The sequence below is a fragment of the Streptomyces sp. NPDC046122 genome (genome assembly GCF_056429965.1).
Window position 1 is genome coordinate 313,460 of the sequence record NZ_JBWKLQ010000001.1, and the last position, 16,650, is coordinate 330,109.

General features: G+C 71.8%; 10 protein-coding genes and 1 pseudogene. 5 read left to right on the plus strand and 6 right to left on the minus strand.

Features of this window, described 5'->3' with window-relative positions:
• Positions 1-122 precede the first annotated feature (122 nt).
• From AC07FK_RS01330 to glgB, 4 genes and pseudogenes are all read left to right on the plus strand, one after another.
• A complete protein-coding gene (locus tag AC07FK_RS01330) occupies positions 123-2,111 on the plus strand; it encodes an alpha-1,4-glucan--maltose-1-phosphate maltosyltransferase (protein ID WP_479101489.1) in 1,989 nt (662 codons plus the stop codon).
• A complete protein-coding gene (treS, locus tag AC07FK_RS01335; RefSeq protein WP_479101490.1) occupies positions 2,108-3,829 on the plus strand; it encodes a maltose alpha-D-glucosyltransferase in 1,722 nt (573 codons plus the stop codon). The genes AC07FK_RS01330 and treS overlap by 4 nt, the downstream gene beginning before the upstream one ends.
• 203 nt (positions 3,830-4,032) lie before the next feature.
• Positions 4,033-5,484 (plus strand): annotated as a pseudogene (locus AC07FK_RS01340) (maltokinase N-terminal cap-like domain-containing protein); the annotation flags it as partial.
• Between the two features lie 583 nt (positions 5,485-6,067).
• Positions 6,068-8,500, plus strand: a complete 2,433-nt coding sequence (gene glgB, locus AC07FK_RS01345; RefSeq protein ID WP_479102525.1) for a 1,4-alpha-glucan branching enzyme — start codon at positions 6,068-6,070, stop codon at positions 8,498-8,500.
• Here the strand turns inward: glgB and AC07FK_RS01350 are convergent.
• The 5 genes from AC07FK_RS01350 to AC07FK_RS01370 all read right to left on the minus strand — a co-directional run bounded on the left by AC07FK_RS01350 (position 8,487) and on the right by AC07FK_RS01370 (position 14,439).
• Positions 8,487-10,781: a HelD family protein gene (locus tag AC07FK_RS01350; protein WP_479101491.1), complete on the minus strand. Its 2,295-nt coding sequence runs from the start codon at positions 10,779-10,781 to the stop codon at positions 8,487-8,489. The genes glgB and AC07FK_RS01350 overlap by 14 nt on opposite strands.
• A 157-nt stretch (positions 10,782-10,938) precedes the next feature.
• On the minus strand, positions 10,939-11,268 hold the full coding sequence (trxA, locus tag AC07FK_RS01355) for a thioredoxin (protein ID WP_479101492.1): 330 nt from the start codon (positions 11,266-11,268) through the stop codon (positions 10,939-10,941).
• A gap of 27 nt (positions 11,269-11,295) precedes the next feature.
• Positions 11,296-11,715, minus strand: a complete 420-nt coding sequence (locus AC07FK_RS01360) for a MerR family transcriptional regulator (RefSeq protein WP_479101493.1) — start codon at positions 11,713-11,715, stop codon at positions 11,296-11,298.
• A 61-nt stretch (positions 11,716-11,776) separates the two neighbouring features.
• A complete protein-coding gene (locus tag AC07FK_RS01365; protein ID WP_479101494.1) occupies positions 11,777-12,658 on the minus strand; it encodes an NAD(P)-dependent oxidoreductase in 882 nt (293 codons plus the stop codon).
• Between the two features lie 110 nt (positions 12,659-12,768).
• Positions 12,769-14,439, minus strand: a complete 1,671-nt coding sequence (locus AC07FK_RS01370) for an MFS transporter (protein ID WP_479101495.1) — start codon at positions 14,437-14,439, stop codon at positions 12,769-12,771.
• A gap of 95 nt (positions 14,440-14,534) precedes the next feature.
• On the opposite strand from AC07FK_RS01370, the gene AC07FK_RS01375 reads away from it, so the two are divergent.
• Positions 14,535-15,134: a TetR/AcrR family transcriptional regulator gene (locus AC07FK_RS01375; protein WP_479101496.1), complete on the plus strand. Its 600-nt coding sequence runs from the start codon at positions 14,535-14,537 to the stop codon at positions 15,132-15,134.
• Positions 15,135-15,216: 82 nt separating this feature from the next.
• Here the strand turns inward: AC07FK_RS01375 and AC07FK_RS01380 are convergent, their stop codons facing one another.
• A complete protein-coding gene (locus tag AC07FK_RS01380; RefSeq protein ID WP_479101498.1) occupies positions 15,217-16,599 on the minus strand; it encodes a cation:dicarboxylate symporter family transporter in 1,383 nt (460 codons plus the stop codon).
• Positions 16,600-16,650 lie beyond the last annotated feature (51 nt).

Below are 16,650 nucleotides of genomic sequence, written 5' to 3' on the forward strand. Positions count from 1 at the left end.
CAGGAGCGGTGATGCCCGCACCCCGCCAGTCGCCAGCGGAGCAGATAAAAAGGACAGACCCCAAGAAAGCCCCCGAACGCGAGCCGCACTCGTCCGCGGCCGCACAGCCCCCAGGTGAGCCAATGATCGGTCGCATCCCTGTCCTGGACGTACGTCCTGCCGTCGACTGCGGCAGAAGGCCGGCGAAGGCGGTGGCCGGTGAGACGTTCGAAGTCACCGCCACCGTCTTCCGCGAGGGCCACGACGCCGTCGCCGCCAATGTCGTCCTGCGTGACCCGGCGGGCCGGGAGGGCCCCTGGACCCCGATGCGCGAGCTGGCGCCGGGCACCGACCGGTGGGGTGCGCGCGTGACGCCCACCGCCGAGGGGCAGTGGACGTACGCCGTCGAGGCCTGGTCCGACCCCGTGGCGACCTGGCGCCACGCCGCCCGCATCAAGATCGCGGCGGACCAGGACACCGAGCTCGTGCTCGCGGAGGGCGCGGAGCTGTACGAGCGGGCCGCGTCCGGCGTGCCGAAGAAGGACGGGCGCGAAGCCGTCCTGGCCGCCGTCGACGCGCTGCGCGACACGACGAAGCCGCCCGCCGTCCGGCTCGCCGCCGCGCTCGACGCGGAGGCGGACGCCGCCCTGGGCCGCCATCCGCTGCGCGAGCTGGTGACGTCCTCGCCCGAGATGCCGCTGCTCGTCGAGCGCGAGCGCGCGCTCTTCGGCTCCTGGTACGAGTTCTTCCCGCGCTCCGAGGGCGTCCGTACCGACAAGCGGGGGAAGCAGAAGAGCGGAACGTTCAAGACGGCCGCCGAGCGGCTGCCCGCCGTCGCCGCGATGGGCTTCGACGTGGTGTACCTGCCGCCGATCCACCCGATCGGCACCACGCACCGCAAGGGCCCCAACAACACGCTGTCCGCGTCGCCCAAGGACGTCGGCGTGCCCTGGGCGATCGGTTCGGCGGCCGGCGGCCACGACGCGATCCACCCCGACCTCGGCACCTTCGCGGACTTCGACGACTTCGTCGCGCGCGCCCGGGACCTGCGCATGGAGATCGCACTGGACTTCGCGCTCCAGTGCTCGCCGGACCACCCCTGGGTCAAGGAGCACCCCGAGTGGTTCCACCACCGTGCCGACGGCTCGATCGCGTACGCCGAGAACCCGCCGAAGAAGTACCAGGACATCTACCCGATCGCGTTCGACGCCGACATGCCGGGCCTGGTCAAGGAGACGCTCAGGGTGCTGCGGCTGTGGATGAGCCACGGTGTGCGGATCTTCCGCGTCGACAATCCGCACACCAAGCCGGTGGTCTTCTGGGAGAAGGTCATGGCCGACATCAACCGCACCGACCCGGACGTGATCTTCCTCGCCGAGGCGTTCACCCGTCCCGCGATGATGCACACCCTCGGCGCGATCGGCTTCCAGCAGTCGTACACGTACTTCACCTGGCGCAACACCAAGCAGGAGCTGACCGAGTACCTCACGGAGCTCACCGGCGACGCCGCCTCGTACATGCGTCCCAATTTCTTCGTGAACACCCCGGACATCCTGCACGCCTACCTCCAGCACGGCGGCCGTCCCGCCTTCGAGGCACGGGCCGTGCTGGCCGCCACGCTGGCGCCCTCGTGGGGCGTGTACGCGGGCTACGAGCTGTGCGAGAACACGCCGGCCAAGCCGGGCAGCGAGGAGTACCTCGACTCGGAGAAGTACCAACTGCGGCCGCGCGACTGGGAGTCGGCGGAACGCGAGGGCCGCACCATCGCCCCGCTGATCACCACCCTCAACCGCGTGCGCCGCCGCAACCCGGCGCTTCAGCAGCTGCGCGATCTGCACTTCCACCACGCCGACAACGACGCGGTCATCGCGTACTCGAAGCGCTCCGGTTCGAACATCGTTGTGGTGGTCGTCAACCTCGACCCGCACCACACCCAGGAGGCCACGGTCTCGTTGGACATGCCGGAACTCGGCCTCGACTGGTCCGACTCCGTCCCGGTGCGCGACGAGCTCACCGGTGAGACCTACCACTGGGGCAGGGCCAACTATGTGCGCCTCGAGCCGGGCCGTACGCCCGCGCACGTCGTCGTCCTGCGACCGTCCCCGCCGATCGGAGGGTCACCCACATCATGATCGTCAATGAGCCCGTCCACGACACGTTCGAGGACACTCCCGCCAAGGACCGCGACCCCGAGTGGTTCAAGCGGGCGGTGTTCTACGAAGTGCTCGTCCGCTCCTTCCAGGACAGCAACGGAGACGGTGTAGGCGACCTCAAGGGCATCACCGCCAAGCTGGACTACCTCCAGTGGCTCGGCGTCGACTGCCTCTGGCTGCCGCCGTTCTTCAAGTCACCGCTCCGCGACGGCGGTTACGACGTCTCGGACTACACGTCCGTCCTCCCCGAGTTCGGCGACCTGGCCGACTTCGTGGAGTTCGTGGATGCCGCCCACCAGCGTGGCATGCGCGTGATCATCGACTTCGTCATGAACCACACGAGCGACCAGCATCCGTGGTTCCAGGAGTCGCGCTCCGATCCCGAGGGGCCGTACGGCGACTACTACGTCTGGGCCGACGACGACAAGCAGTACCAGGACGCCCGGATCATCTTCGTGGACACCGAGACGTCCAACTGGACCTTCGACCCGGTCCGCAAGCAGTACTTCTGGCACCGCTTCTTCTCCCACCAGCCGGACCTCAACTACGAGAACCCGGCCGTGCAGGAGGAGATGATCTCCGCCCTGCGCTTCTGGCTGGACCTGGGCATCGACGGCTTCCGCCTCGACGCCGTCCCGTACCTCTACCAGGAGGAGGGGACGAACTGCGAGAATCTCCCGCGCACCCACGAGTTCCTCAAGCGGGTCCGCAAGGAGATCGACGCGTCCTACCCGGACACCGTGATCCTCGCCGAGGCCAACCAGTGGCCGGAAGACGTCGTCGACTACTTCGGCGACTTCAAGAAGGGCGGTGACGAGTGCCACATGGCCTTCCACTTCCCGGTCATGCCGCGCATCTTCATGGCCGTACGCCGTGAGTCGCGCTACCCGGTGTCGGAAGTCCTGGCCAAGACCCCGGCCATCCCGTCCAACTGCCAGTGGGGCATCTTCCTGCGCAACCACGACGAGCTGACCCTCGAGATGGTGACGGACGAAGAGCGCGACTACATGTACGCGGAGTACGCCAAGGACCCGCGGATGCGCGCCAACATCGGCATCCGGCGGCGGCTCGCCCCGCTCCTCGACAACGACCGCAACCAGATCGAGCTGTTCACGGCTCTGCTCCTGTCCCTGCCCGGGTCGCCGATCCTGTACTACGGCGACGAGATCGGGATGGGCGACAACATCTGGCTGGGCGACCGGGACGCCGTGCGCACCCCCATGCAGTGGACGCCCGACCGCAACGCGGGTTTCTCGTCCTGTGACCCGGGGCGCCTCTACCTCCCCACGATCATGGACCCGGTCTACGGGTACCAGGTCACCAACGTCGAGGCGGCGATGACCTCGCCCTCCTCGCTGCTGCACTGGACCCGGCGGATGATCGAGATCCGCAAGCAGAACCCGGCCTTCGGCCTGGGCTCGTACACCGAGCTGCCGTCGACCAACCCCGCGGTGATCGCGTTCCTGCGCGAGTACAAGGACGACCTGGTGCTGTGCGTCCACAACTTCTCGCGCTTCCCGCAGCCGACGGAACTCGACCTGCAGACCTTCAACGGCCGGCACCCGGTCGAGCTGATCGGCGGGGTGCGCTTTCCGGCCATCGGCGAATGGCCGTATCTGCTGACCCTCGCAGGTCACGGCTTCTACTGGTTCCGGCTGCGCAAGGACGCGTCACCGCTTCCGGTCAAGCGCGCCTGAAGTGCCTTCTGCGGCAGGGCGGTTTCCCCCGCCCCGCCGTGGGCACTCATCCCGTCATATCGGGTCCGTACGGACGATCCCCGACCCGACACTTCCCGCGTTTCGACTGCGGGGAGAACCCCACGCACCGCCCGGACAGCTACGGTCGCAATCCGGGACACTCTGCGCATCCTGTGGTGTGCCCGGGGAAAGGACGCGATGCCATGTCGGAGGCTGCATCCACCCGGAGTACGGCCGCCCGCCGCGCCACTGGGCCGGCTCCACCCCCGGCCCTGCTCCCCTCACTGGCTCCGCTGCTGCGCGAATGGCTGCCCAGGCAGCGGTGGTTCGCCGGCAAGGGACGCCCGGTCACCGGGTTCTCGCTCGTCGCCGCCACGGAGTTGCTGCCGGCCAGAAGCGGCTCCGGCGGCGGTACGGGAGCTCCCGGCCTGCTACACCTGCTGGTCGGCGTCCAGCAGCCCGCCGGGCCCGCCCACGGCCCGTCGGCGCCGCCGGTCGCCGACTGCTACCAACTGCTGCTCGGCGTACGGCCGGCGCTGCCGCCGCGGCTGGCCCCGGCGCTCGTCGGACACGTGCAGGAGGGGCCGCTGGCCGGTCTCACCGTGTACGACGCGCTGCTCGACCCGCGGCTGGCGGGTCTGCTGTTGGAGCGGCTGCGCAACACCGGCGCGCCGGGGGCGCTGCGCTTCGAGCGCGACCCGTCGGCCGTCATCCCGCCCGGACTCACCCCCAGGCCGCTCGGCGCCGAACAGTCCAACTCGTCCCTCGTCTATGGAGATTCGTTCATTCTCAAGGTCTTCCGCCGGGTCAGTCCCGGCTCCAACCCCGATCTGGAGCTGCCGCTCGCCCTGGCCCGCGAGGGGTGCGGGCGGGTGCCGGCTCCGGTCGCCTGGTTCGAGGCCGACAACGCCGGCGATCCGCACGAGCCGTACACCCTGGGGGTGCTCCAGCCCTTCCTGCACGGCTCCGAGGACGGCTGGCAGCGCGCCCTGCGGGCCCTGGCCGCCGGTGACGACTTCACCGCCGACGCGCGGGCGCTGGGGCGGGCCACCGCCGAGGTGCACACCGCGCTCGCCCTCGCCCTGCCGACGACGACGCTGCGCAGGCAGCAGACGGAGGCGCTGGCCGCGGCGATGACCGAGCGCCTCGACGCGGCGGCGCAGGCCGTGCCCGCGCTCGTTCCGTACGTCCCGGCGCTGCGCACGGCGTTCGACGCCTTCGCGGCGCGGGGGCGGGCGGGACGGGCGTGGCCTGCCCAGCGGGTCCACGGCGACCTGCACCTGGGCCAGACGCTCCGGGCCGACGACGGCGAGTGGTCGGTCATCGACTTCGAGGGCGAGCCGTCGCGCCCGCTCACGGAACGTCGGCGTCCGCAGCCCGTCGTACGCGATGTGGCGGGCATGCTGCGGTCCTTCGACTACGCGGCCCGCAGCCACCAGCCGTGGGACGCGGAGTGGGCGACGCGGTGCCGGGCGGCGTTCTGCGACGGCTACGCGAAGGCGTCCGGGACGGATCCCCGGGACGAGCCGGAGCTGCTGCGGGCGTACGAGACGGACAAGGCGGTGTACGAGGTCCTCTACGAGGCCCGCCACCGCCCGGACTGGCTCCCGGTGCCGCTGGCGGCCATCCACCGCCTCGCGTCGGCGTCGTCCGGGGCCGGCGCGCCCGGCCACCGTCCGGACACCACACCGCTGCGCACCGCCGGCCCGCACTCCCAGGCCGCGCGGCACGGCAGCACCCGGCCCCCGGGCACCCCGCCGCACAGCCACCCCGCGCAGTCCCCGGACACCACCGGCCACCGCGCGCCCGACCCGCCGCCGGACTCCGGGCGCACCCCGGGACCGACGCCGTGAACCGACGCCGTGAACCGGCGCCGGCCGGCACCGCCTCCCGCCCGCGCACGCGGGGCGACGGACGTCCCGTCCCTCCCCGAGGGCCGTACGCCGCCGCCCGCGGGCGGCGCGAACCAGCCACCCTTCCCCCGTCCACCGCACCTGACCGGATCCTCCCGAGGAGGCCGCACCCGTGACCCCCCGTCCACCGTCCCGCAAGTCCGCCGAATCCCCGACCGCGCCCACGCCGCCGGAGACCGCGCCGGCCGCACCGCCACGCAAGCGAGCCAAGGCCGCGAGGGCGCCGAAGCAGGCCGAGGCCGTCGAGCCGGCGCAGGCAGCACAGGACGCTCCGCGGCCCGTGCAGGCCGCCGAGACCCCGCCGCCGCGCAAGCCCGCGCGGGCCGTGAAGCAGGCGAAGCCGGCCAGGGCCGCCAAGGCCGCGCAGCCCGCCGCCGCTGCCGCCGGTCTCCCCGACTCCGCGGTCGAGGCCGCGCAGGACGCGGAGTCCGGCCCACCGCCGGCCGCCAAGCCCGCGAAAGCGACCAGGGCGACGAAGCCGCGGCGGACCGCCGCGGCGCGGCAGTCCCCGCTCCCCGCGCCGGGCGCCGGGCCCGCGGTCGCCCCCGCGGCCGGCGACGGGATCCCGGAGCCTCAGCCGCACGGCCCGGCGCTCCGGGGCGCCGACCGGGACCGGCTGCTGGCCGGCGGCCACCACGACCCGCACGGGCTCCTCGGCGCCCATCCCGTCGAGGACGGGGCCGGGGTCGTCCTGCGCGCCCTGCGGCCCTTCGCACGGGGCGTCACCGTGCTGGCCGGCGGCACCCGCACCCCGCTGCACGACGACGGCGACGGGCTGTTCTCCGGCGTACTGCCGCTGGACGCCGTGCCGCCGGAGTACAGCCTGGTCGTCACGTACGAGGACAACGAGCTGGAGGTGCAGGACCCGTACCGCTTCCTGCCCGCCCTCGGCGAACTCGACCTGTACCTCATCGGCGAGGGCCGCCACGAGGAGCTGTGGCGGGCGCTCGGCGCTCAGCCCATGGTCCACCAAGGCGTGAGCGGCACCCGCTTCACCGTGTGGGCGCCGAACGCGCGCGGCGTCCGCGTCGCGGGCGACTTCAACTACTGGAACGGCACCGGGTTCCCGATGCGTTCCCTCGGCTCGTCCGGCGTCTGGGAGCTGTTCGTGCCCGGCGTCGAGGAGGGGACGCTCTACAAGTTCGAGATCATGCGACCGGACGGCAGCCACACGATGCGCGCCGACCCGATGGCCCGCCGCACCGAGTGCCCGCCCGCCAACGCGTCGATCGTGACTGCCTCGCACCACGAGTGGCGCGACCAGGAGTGGATGGAGCACCGGGCCGACCGGCCCGTGCACCAGGCGCCGTTCTCGGTCTACGAGGTGCACCTCGCGTCCTGGCGGCCGGGGCTGTCGTACCGCGAGCTGGCGGAGCAGCTTCCCGCGTACGTCGCCGACCTCGGCTTCACGCACGTCGAGCTGATGCCGGTCGCCGAGCACCCCTTCGGCGGCTCGTGGGGCTACCAGGTCACCGGCCTGTACGCTCCGACGGCCCGCATGGGCACGCCCGACGACTTCCGGTACCTGGTGGAGTCGCTGCACCGGGCGGGCATCGGCGTCATCATGGACTGGGTGCCCGCGCACTTCCCGAAGGACGACTGGGCGCTGGCCCGGTTCGACGGGCCCAACCTGTACGAGCACGAGGACTGGCGGCGCTCGGAGCACCCCGACTGGGGCACGCTCGAATTCGACTACGGCCGTCCTGAGGTGCGCAACTTCCTGGTCGCCAACGCCACGTACTGGTGCGAGGAGTTCCACATCGACGGCCTGCGCGTCGACGCGGTCGCCTCGATGCTCTACCTCGACTACTCGCGCGAGGAGGGCCAGTGGGCGCCGAACGAGTTCGGCGGGCGTGACAACCCGGACGCCGTCGCCTTCCTCCAGGAGATGAACGCGACCGTCTACCGCCGCAACCCGGGCGTCGTGACGATCGCCGAGGAGTCCACCGCCTGGGACGGCGTCACCCGCCCCACCGACAGCGGGGGCCTGGGCTTCGGTCTCAAGTGGAACATGGGCTGGATGCACGACTCGCTGGTGTACGTCAGCAAGGAGCCGGTGCACCGCAAGTACCACCACAACGAGATGACCTTCTCGATGGTGTACGCGTACAGCGAGAACTACGTCCTGCCGATCTCGCACGACGAGGTGGTGCACGGCAAGCAGGCGCTGGTGAGCAAGATGCCGGGCGACTGGTGGCAGCAGCGCGCCAATCACCGCGCGTACCTCGGCTACATGTGGGCGCACCCCGGCAAGCAACTCCTGTTCATGGGGCAGGAGTTCGCCCAGGGTGCGGAGTGGTCGGAGGGGCACGGGCCCGACTGGTGGCTGCTCGACCCGTCGTACTCGGCGGAGCCGGACCACCGGGGCGTTCGGGACCTGGTCCGCGACCTCAACCGGGTGTACGCCGACACACCCGCGCTGTGGGAGCTGGACACCGTCCCCGACGGTTTCGCCTGGGTGCTGGGCGACGCCGCCGAGGACAACGTCTTCGCGTTCCTGCGCTTCGACGCGAAGAGCGGCCCGCTGCTGGCCGTGTCGAACTTCTCGCCGGTGGTGCGGCAGGGTTACCGGCTGTGCGTGCCGGACGTGATCCCGGCCTGGACCGAGGTCCTGAACACGGACGCGGCCCGATACGGCGGCAGCGACGTGCGCAACACGGAGCCGCTCAAGCCGGAGCCGGCCGGGGCGAACGGCGGCAGGCCGTATCTGGAGCTGACGCTGCCGCCGCTGGCGACGGTGTGGCTCAAGCCGGCCTGACCCGAACCCGCGTCTCCCGCGTGAGCCCTTCCCGGAGGCATTCGGGAAGGGCTCCCGTGTGGACGACGGCGAGCTGCTGCGTGGCCCGGGTCAGGGCGACGTAGAGGTCGTTGGCGCCGCGCGGCGAGCCGGCGAGGATCCGTCCGGGCTCGACGACGACCACGGCGTCGAACTCCAGCCCCTTGGCCTGCCGCGGGTCGAGGAGCACCACGGGCCGCGTGAGGTCGGGCGCGGCGCCGTACGACGCCCCGGGCAGCGCGTCCGCGAGCCGCGGGTGCAGGGCGCGGGGCGCGACGACGGCCAGCCGGCCCTCCTCGCCGGACAGGTCCGCGACCGCCGTGGCGACGACGGTCGCGAGGCCGTCCGGCCGGGCGGCGTACGCCCGGGGGCGGACGCCCGTGGAGCGCACCGACCCGGGCGGTTCGAACGCGGGGTCCTCGGCGCGGCGCACGCCGGCCGCGACCCGCATGATCTCGGCGGGGGTGCGGTAGTTGACGCCGAGGCGGGTGTGCTCCCAGCGCGTCCCGACGTACGGGCCGAGGATCTGCTGCCAGGAGTCGCAGCCCGCCGGGTCGCCGGTCTGCGCCGGGTCCCCCACCAGCGTCATGGAGCGGGTGGGGCAGCGGCGCATCAGCAGCCGCCAGGTCATGGCGGACAGCTCCTGCGCCTCGTCGACGATGATGTGGCCGAAGGCCCAGGTGCGGTCGGCGGCGGCCCGCTCGGCGGTGCTCCGGTGGTCGGCCTCCTCGTGGCGCTCGGCCATCCGCTCGGCGTCGACGATGTCGTGCGCACCGAGGACCTCGGACGCGTCCGCGTCGAGCTCCTCCTTGTCCTCGAACTCGTAGGTCCGGGACGCGTACGCGACGTCCAGCACGCCCTGCGCGTAGGCGATCCGCTGCTGGCGCTCGGCCTCCTCGGCGGCCCGTGCGGCCGAGTCGTCCTCACCGAGCAGTTCGGCGGCCTCGTCGAGCAGCGGCACGTCGGCGGGGGTCCACTCGCCGGCGGTGCGCCGGATCGACTCGGCGTCGGCGGCGGGCAGGTGGGCCGGTTCGGCGAGGAACCGCGCGACCAGCTGCCGCGGGGTGAGCACCGGCCAGAGCCCGTCGATCGCGGCGTGCACCGCGCCGCTGAGCGCGATGGCCTTGCCGAGCTGGGCGATGTCGTCGGGGCCGAGGAAGTTCGGGCCGCCGTACGGGTCGGCGCCGATCCGGTCGGCGAGCTGCTCGGTGAGCGCGTCGATGATCCGGAAGGCGAAGTGGGGACGGGCGAGGTTGTGCGGCAGTCCGGTCTGCCGTGCTGCGGCCCGGGCGTCCTCCGCCATCGCCCGGTCCAGCACGAGCGTGCCGTCGTCGTGCTCGATCTCGATGCCCGGGTCGGGCACGGTCTGGTGGTCCCGTACGAAACGGGCGAGCGCGTCCGCCATGGAGGCGCGGCCCTTGACCTCGGCGGCGGCCGGGGTGTCGGCGCCGGTGGCGGCGACGCCCGGGAAGAGCTCGCCCACGGTCGCCAGCAGCACCCCCGTCTCGCCGAGCGAGGGCAGCACTTCACCGATGTAGGAGAGAAAGGCCGGGTTGGGTCCGACGACCAGCACACCGCGGCGCGCGAGCAGCTCGCGGTACGCGTACAGCAGGTACGCCGCCCGGTGCAGCGCGACGACGGTCTTGCCGGTGCCGGGTCCGCCCTCGACGACGAGGACGCCCTGGTGCGGGGCCCGGATGATGCGGTCCTGCTCGGCCTGGATGGTCTGCACGATGTCGTGCATGCGTCCGGAGCGGGCCGCGTCGAGGGCGGCGAGCAGCACGGTGTCGGCGGCGGATCCCTCGTGGCCGGTGCGTGTGGTGTCGGTGAGATCCAGGATCTCGTCGTGCAGCGCGGTGACCGTGCGGCCCTCGGTGGTGATGTGCCGGCGGCGGCGCAGACCCATCGGGGAGTATCCGGTCGCGAGATAGAAGGGGCGGGCGATGTCGGCCCGCCAGTCGACGACGAGTGGGGTGCGGTCGGCGTCGTTCTGCCGGATACCGATGCGCCCCATGTGGTACTGGCGTCCGTCCTGGAAGTCGAGCCGGCCGAAGCACAGGCCGCTCTCCCCCGCGTCGAATGCGGCGAGCAGCCCGGATTGTTCGGCCACCAGCACATCGCGTTCCAGCTTCGCCTGTTGACCCGACCCCACCTGCGTCAATGCCGACCGCACGGTGGACTCGGCCTCCTCACGCAGGTCGTCGAGGCGCGCGTAGAGACCGGTGATGAATTCCTGCTCTTTCTGAAATTCCTCGGTTGACAATTCAGCTCCCAACAAGCTACGCTGCGTTCATACGGCACCTCTGTAACCCAATTTAAACCAGGTCGCAGAAACGCTCAATATACGCAGAGAAATACCCCGGGTGTCAATTCCCCGGGGTATTTCTTTTGCCCGCGTTCGGCGTGCCCGACCGGTCCGGCTACGCGTCGGCGAGCTCCGCCAGGAGCCTGCGCTTCGGGCGCGCGCCGACCAGCTGCTTCACGGGTTCGCCGTCGCGGAAGACGATCAGCGTCGGCATCGACAGCACGCCGTATCGGATCGTCGTCTCGGGATTGGCGTCCACGTCCAGCTGCACGACCTTGAGCCGGCCGGCCTCCTCACGGGCCACCTCGCTCAGCACAGGCGCGAGCTGGCGGCACGGGCCGCACCAGTCGGCGGTGAACTCCACCAGAACGGGCCCGCCCGACCTCAGTACATCGGTGGTAAAGGTCGCGTCCGTCACGGCGTCCACACCTGCTGCTCGTACCATCACCGTCTCCTTGAGTCCGTCGGTCCGTCAGTCCGTGAATCCGTCGCGCGTCAGCTCGCAGCGCGGCGCGGGGCCGCCCGGCAGCGCCGCGTCGGCTTCGAGCTCGGCGCGGGCGAGCTGGGCGCCGACCTGGGTGCGTACGGCGCCCAACTCACCGATCAGCGCGTCGAGTTCGGCCAACTTGCGGCGGTACACCTCCAGCGAGGCCGGGCAGGAGTCTCCCGCCGGGTGGCCGGCCCGCAGGCAGTCCACGAAGGGCCGGGTCTCCTCCAGGTCGAACCCGAAGTCCCGCAGGGTCCGGATCTGCCGGAGAAGCCTCAGGTCGTCCTCGTCGTACGTGCGGTAGCCGTTGACCGCGCGCCGGGCGGGGAGGAGCCCGCGGGACTCGTAGTAACGCAGCGCACGGGTGGTCGTCCCCGCCCGCTCCGCCAGCTCGCCGATTCGCATGCCCCGACGGTATTCCTTGACGTCGGCGTCAAGGCAAGGGCCGAGCCCCAGCGTGCGGTGCTCAGCCCTTCGGCTTGAGCACCTCGATCGTGCTCGCCCAGTCGTCGGCGCCGTGGCCCCGGGCGATCGCACGGTCCGCGACGGCCTTGATCGCCTCCAACTGGCCCGTGTCGAGGCCCCGGTCCCGGGACATGTGCAGCAGGTGGTCGACGCTCGCGGTCATCATGCCCAGGTTGGCCTGACCGCCGTCGTAGTCGCCCGCGTCGATCGCGGTCGCCATGCCGGACGCGATGTCCGGCAGGATCGCGGCGATGGAGGCGAGGTACGGGGCGAGAGCGGTGGCGGTGACGCCGTCCTCCCGCGCCAGGGCGAAGGCGTGCACCAGGCCCGCCATGCTCGCGTAGAAGAGGTCGAGCATCGACAGGTCGTGGACGGCGGCGAGGGCGTGGTCCTCGCCGAGGTACGCCGCCTGCCCGGCCAGGGCCTTGAGGGTGGTCTCGTACTTCTCGAACGCCGGTCGCGCGCCGGCGAACAGGATGAGCGCCTCGGCACCGCCGACGAGCGGCGTCGGCACCATCACCGCGCCGTCCAGATACGCGATGCCGTGCGCGTCCGCCCAGGCCGCCGCCGCGCGGGCCCGCTCCGGCGAGTCGGACGTGAGGTTGACCAGGACACGGCCGGCGAGGGCGTCGGCCAGCGGTTCGAGGAGGCTCTGCGAGGCGTCGTAGTCCACCACGCACACGACGGTCAACTCGGCGGCCCGGACGGCCTCTTCGGCTGTCCGGGCGAGGACCGCGCCGCGCGCGACGAGGTCCTCGCCCTTTCCTTCGGAACGGTTCCAGACGGTAGTGGGGTGCCCGGCGTCCAGGAAGGCGCCGGCGAGGGCGCGGCCCATGGCGCCGAGGCCGAGAACGGTGACAGGAGCAAGGGGTGCGGGAGTCATGACCACCATGCTTCGGCGCGTCCGCCGGTCCGGCAAGTACCCACTTTTTTGTCAGTACCCGTACCGGCCGCGGTGGTTGACGCGGCCCGGACGCGCTCGCGGCGCCGGGTTCACACGCCGCTGCGCACCGGTTCGGCGGCGGGCTTCGCGGCGTCCTCGCTCCCCCGGGTCCGGCGCGGCAGGAGTACGGCGACGATCACCGTGCCCACGCCGAGGACCGCGGCGCCGATCAGGCTGGTGTGCGCGACCGCGTCGGAGAACGCGCCGCCCACCGCGTCGGCCATCTGCCGCGCTCCGTCGGCGAGCTGCTCCGCCTGGCCCTTGAGCTGGGCGGCCTGCTCCGGGGTGCCGGCCCGCGCGGCCCGGTCGGCGAGCTGCTCCGCCTGGTCGCCGATGCCCCGCGCGACGGCGTATCCGGCGCCGACCGAGTCCTGCGCGGTGCTCAGGGCGTCCCCGGGCAGCTTCGTGCCGGCGGTGGCGTCGGCGAGGTGGGAGGAGTACGAACCTGCCAGCACCGAGCCGAGGACGGCTATGCCCAGCGAGCCGCCGAGCTCCAGCGAGGTGTCGTTGACCGCGCCGCCGACGCCCAGCTCCGCCTCGGGGAAGGCGCCCATGATCGCGTCGGTGCACGGCGAGAGGGACAGCCCGATGGCCAGACCCAGGATCACCAGCGGCAGCACGAAGTCGCCGTACGCCGAGTCCGCGTCGATCCGGGTGAGGAGGGCGAGGGCGGCCGTGCCGCCGGCCATGCCGGCCGTGACCGTGGTCCTCATGCCGAGGCGCGGGGTGAGGAAGCCGGTGAGCGCGGAGCCGGCGAAGACGGCGCCGGCCAGCGGAAGCATCCGCACGCCCGTCTCGAAGGCGTCGTAGCCGAGCACGAACTGGAGGTGCTGGGTGAGGAAATAGAACGCGCCGAAGACCGCGAGGAAGAACAGGGCGACGGCCAGGTTGGAGCCGGCGAAGCCCCGGTCGAGGAAGCGGCGTACGTCCAGGACCGGCCGGGGGTGGCGCAGCTCCCACAGGACGAAGAGCACGAGAGCGGCTCCGGCGACTGCGGCGGCGGTGACCGCCTTCGCGTCCCAGCCGAAGTGCGGGCCCTGGATGATCATGTAGACGAGGGCGGCGATCCATGCGACGGACAGCAGTCCCCCGACGTAGTCGATGCGCCCGTGGTGGGCCGCCTTCGACGGCGGGACCAGGACGAACGCGCCGACGATCGCCAGGGCCGCCACCGGCACGTTGATCAGGAACGTCGACGCCCAGCCGTGGTTCTCCAGCAGCGCGCCGGCGACCAGCGGGCCCGCCGCGATGGCGAGGCCGGCGGTGGCCGTCCACAGCACGATCGCCTTGGCGCGCTCGGCGCGCGGGAAGGTGGCGGCGAGGAGCGAGAGCGTCGCGGGCATGATCATCGCCGCGCCGGCGCCCATCACGGCGCGAGCGGCGATCACCCCCTCGGAGCTGTCCACCAGCGAACCGGCGACCGCTCCCCCGCCGAAGACGACGAGCCCGAGCACGAGGGCCCCGCGCCGGCTGTACTTGTCGCCGATCGCGCCGAGCAGCAGCATCAGCGCGGCGTACGGGACGGTGTAGCCGTCGATGACCCACTGCAGGTCCGCGCTGCTGAGCCCCAGGTCCCGGGTCATGTCGGGAGCGGCAACGGTCAGCGCGGTGTTGGCCATCACGATGATCAGCAGACTGAGGCACAGGACGAGCAGCGCCCACCAGCGCCGCCGGTACGGCTGCTCCATGTCCTCCACCGGCTGGTTCACGACCAGGCGCACGGCTCCACACCCTTCCCACGATTTTGCACACAACTGTGCAACTGCACAACGTTGTGCAATTTAGTCGCCTGCACAGCGATGTGCAAAATGGGGGCATGACCTCCGGTATCAGGGCCGACGCCAACCGCCGCCGCATCCTGGACGTCGCGCTCGCCGAACTGCTGCGCGACCCGGATGCCTCCATGGACCAGATCGCGCGGGCGGCCGGCGTGGTCCGCAGGACGGTGTACGGGCACTTCCCCAGCCGCGAGGCGCTCGTCGTGGCCCTCGTGGACAGCGCGGTGGCCGCTGTCTCCGAGGCGCACGCGGCGGGCCGCGAGGGGGTCGCCGACCCGGCGGAGGCCCTGGCCCGCGCGACGCTCGCGGTCTGGCGGATCGCCGACCGCTACCGCCTTCTGGTGGCCCTCGCCCAGCGCAGCGTCACGATGGAGGGCATCAAGCAGCGCCTCGCCCCGGTCCGCAAGGAGTGCGTCGACCTGCTGCGACGGGGCGCGGACGCCGGGGTGTTCAGGTCCTCGCTGCCGCCCGCCGCGCTCGCCTACGTACACGAGCAGACGCTCTTCGGGCTGATGGAAGCGGTCAACGACGGCGCGCTGGACGCCGCGGACGGCGGCCGGGCGGCCGCCTCCACCGCCCTGCTCACCTCGGGTGTGCCGCCGGAGCGGGTGACGGAGCTGCTGGCGTCGATCACGTAGCGGCCGGCGCCGCTCAGGGGGAGGGGCGCGGCCGTCACCGGCCGGCGCCCCTCCCCCTGAGCGGTCTTCCGCACCCGCCGCGCTACACGCCCGCCGCGGCCTTGTCGCCCGACCGTACCTCCGGACCGCTCTCCACCCGCGCGCCGTCCGGTTCGCCGGAAGCGTCGTCGAGCAGGGTCTTCTCGTCGAACGGGACGTGACCCGCCAGCACCTGGTCGACCCGCTCCTTGTCGATCTCCTTCGTCCAGGTGCCGACGAGCACCGTCGCCACCGCGTTGCCCGCGAAGTTCGTCAGGGCGCGCGCCTCGCTCATGAAGCGGTCGATGCCGACGATCAGGCCGACGCCGTCGACCAGCTCCGGGCGGTGCGACTGGAGGCCGCCGGCCAGCGTGGCCAGACCGGCCCCGCTGACGCCCGCCGCGCCCTTCGACGCCACCAGGAGGAAGAGGAGAAGCGGAATCTGCTCGCCGATGGACATCGGGTCGCCCATGGCGTCGGAGATGAACAGCGAGGCCATGGTCATGTAGATCATGGTGCCGTCGAGGTTGAAGGAGTAGCCGGTCGGAACCGTGATGCCGACCACCGGCTTGCTGATGCCCAGGTGCTCCATCTTCGCGATGAGGCGCGGCAGGGCGGACTCGGACGACGACGTGGACAGGATCAGCAGGAACTCACGGCCCAGGTACTTGAAGAACGTGAGGATGTTGAGGCCGGCGACGAGGCGCAGCAGTGCGGCGAGCACGATGAAGACGAAGAGGAAGCACGTGACGTAGAAGCCCAGCATCAGCACGGCGAGGCTCTTGAGCGCGTCCAGACCGGCCGAGCCCGTGACGGCCGCGATCGCGCCGAAGGCGCCGATCGGCGCGGCCCACATCACCATGGCCAGGATGCGGAACACCAGCCGCTGGATGTGCTCGACCCCGCGCAGTACGGGCTGGCCCGCGGAGCCCATGGCCTGCAGGGCGAAACCGGCGAGCAGGGCCACCAGGAGGGTCTGCAGGACCTCTCCCGTCGTGAAGGCGGAGACGAACGTCGTCGGGATGATCCCGAGCAGGAACTCGACCGTGTCCTTGGCCTCGGCGGCGACCTGGCCCTGCCCCGCCTCCTTGACGGCGTCGGTCACCGCCAGGCTGTCACCGGGGTGCAGCACGTTGCCGACGACCAGGCCGATCGTGAGGGCGACCAGCGACATCACGGTGAAGTAGCCGAGCGCGATGCCGCCGACCGCGCCGACCTTGGCGGCCTTGCGGACCGAGCCGATGCCCAGCACGATCGTGCAGAAGATGATCGGCGAGATCATCATCTTGATCAGATTCACGAATCCGGTGCCGAGCGGCTTGAGCTCGACGGCCACACCGGGGGCGGCGAAACCCACCGCCACGCCGAGTACGACGGCGACGATCACGGCGATGTACAAGTAGTGCGTACGGTCCCGCCTTGCGGCTTTTCCTGCTGTGCCTGCCACGGGGGCCTCCTCGGTTCGTCCTGCGATACCCACGTCCCGTTGGGTCCCGGC

What these genes read in the sequence shown, in the direction of transcription:
- AC07FK_RS01360 (WP_479101493.1), bottom strand. Translation starts at nt 11,715, where the DNA reads ATGCGAATCGGCGAGCTGGCGGAGCGGGCGGGGACGACCACCCGTGCG.
- trxA (WP_479101492.1), bottom strand. Translation starts at nt 11,268, where the DNA reads ATGGTACGAGCAGCAGGTGTGGACGCCGTGACGGACGCGACCTTTACC.
- AC07FK_RS01375 (WP_479101496.1), top strand. Translation starts at nt 14,535, where the DNA reads ATGACCTCCGGTATCAGGGCCGACGCCAACCGCCGCCGCATCCTGGAC.
- AC07FK_RS01330 (WP_479101489.1), top strand. Translation starts at nt 123, where the DNA reads ATGATCGGTCGCATCCCTGTCCTGGACGTACGTCCTGCCGTCGACTGC.
- AC07FK_RS01365 (WP_479101494.1), bottom strand. Translation starts at nt 12,658, where the DNA reads ATGACTCCCGCACCCCTTGCTCCTGTCACCGTTCTCGGCCTCGGCGCC.
- treS (WP_479101490.1), top strand. Translation starts at nt 2,108, where the DNA reads ATGATCGTCAATGAGCCCGTCCACGACACGTTCGAGGACACTCCCGCC.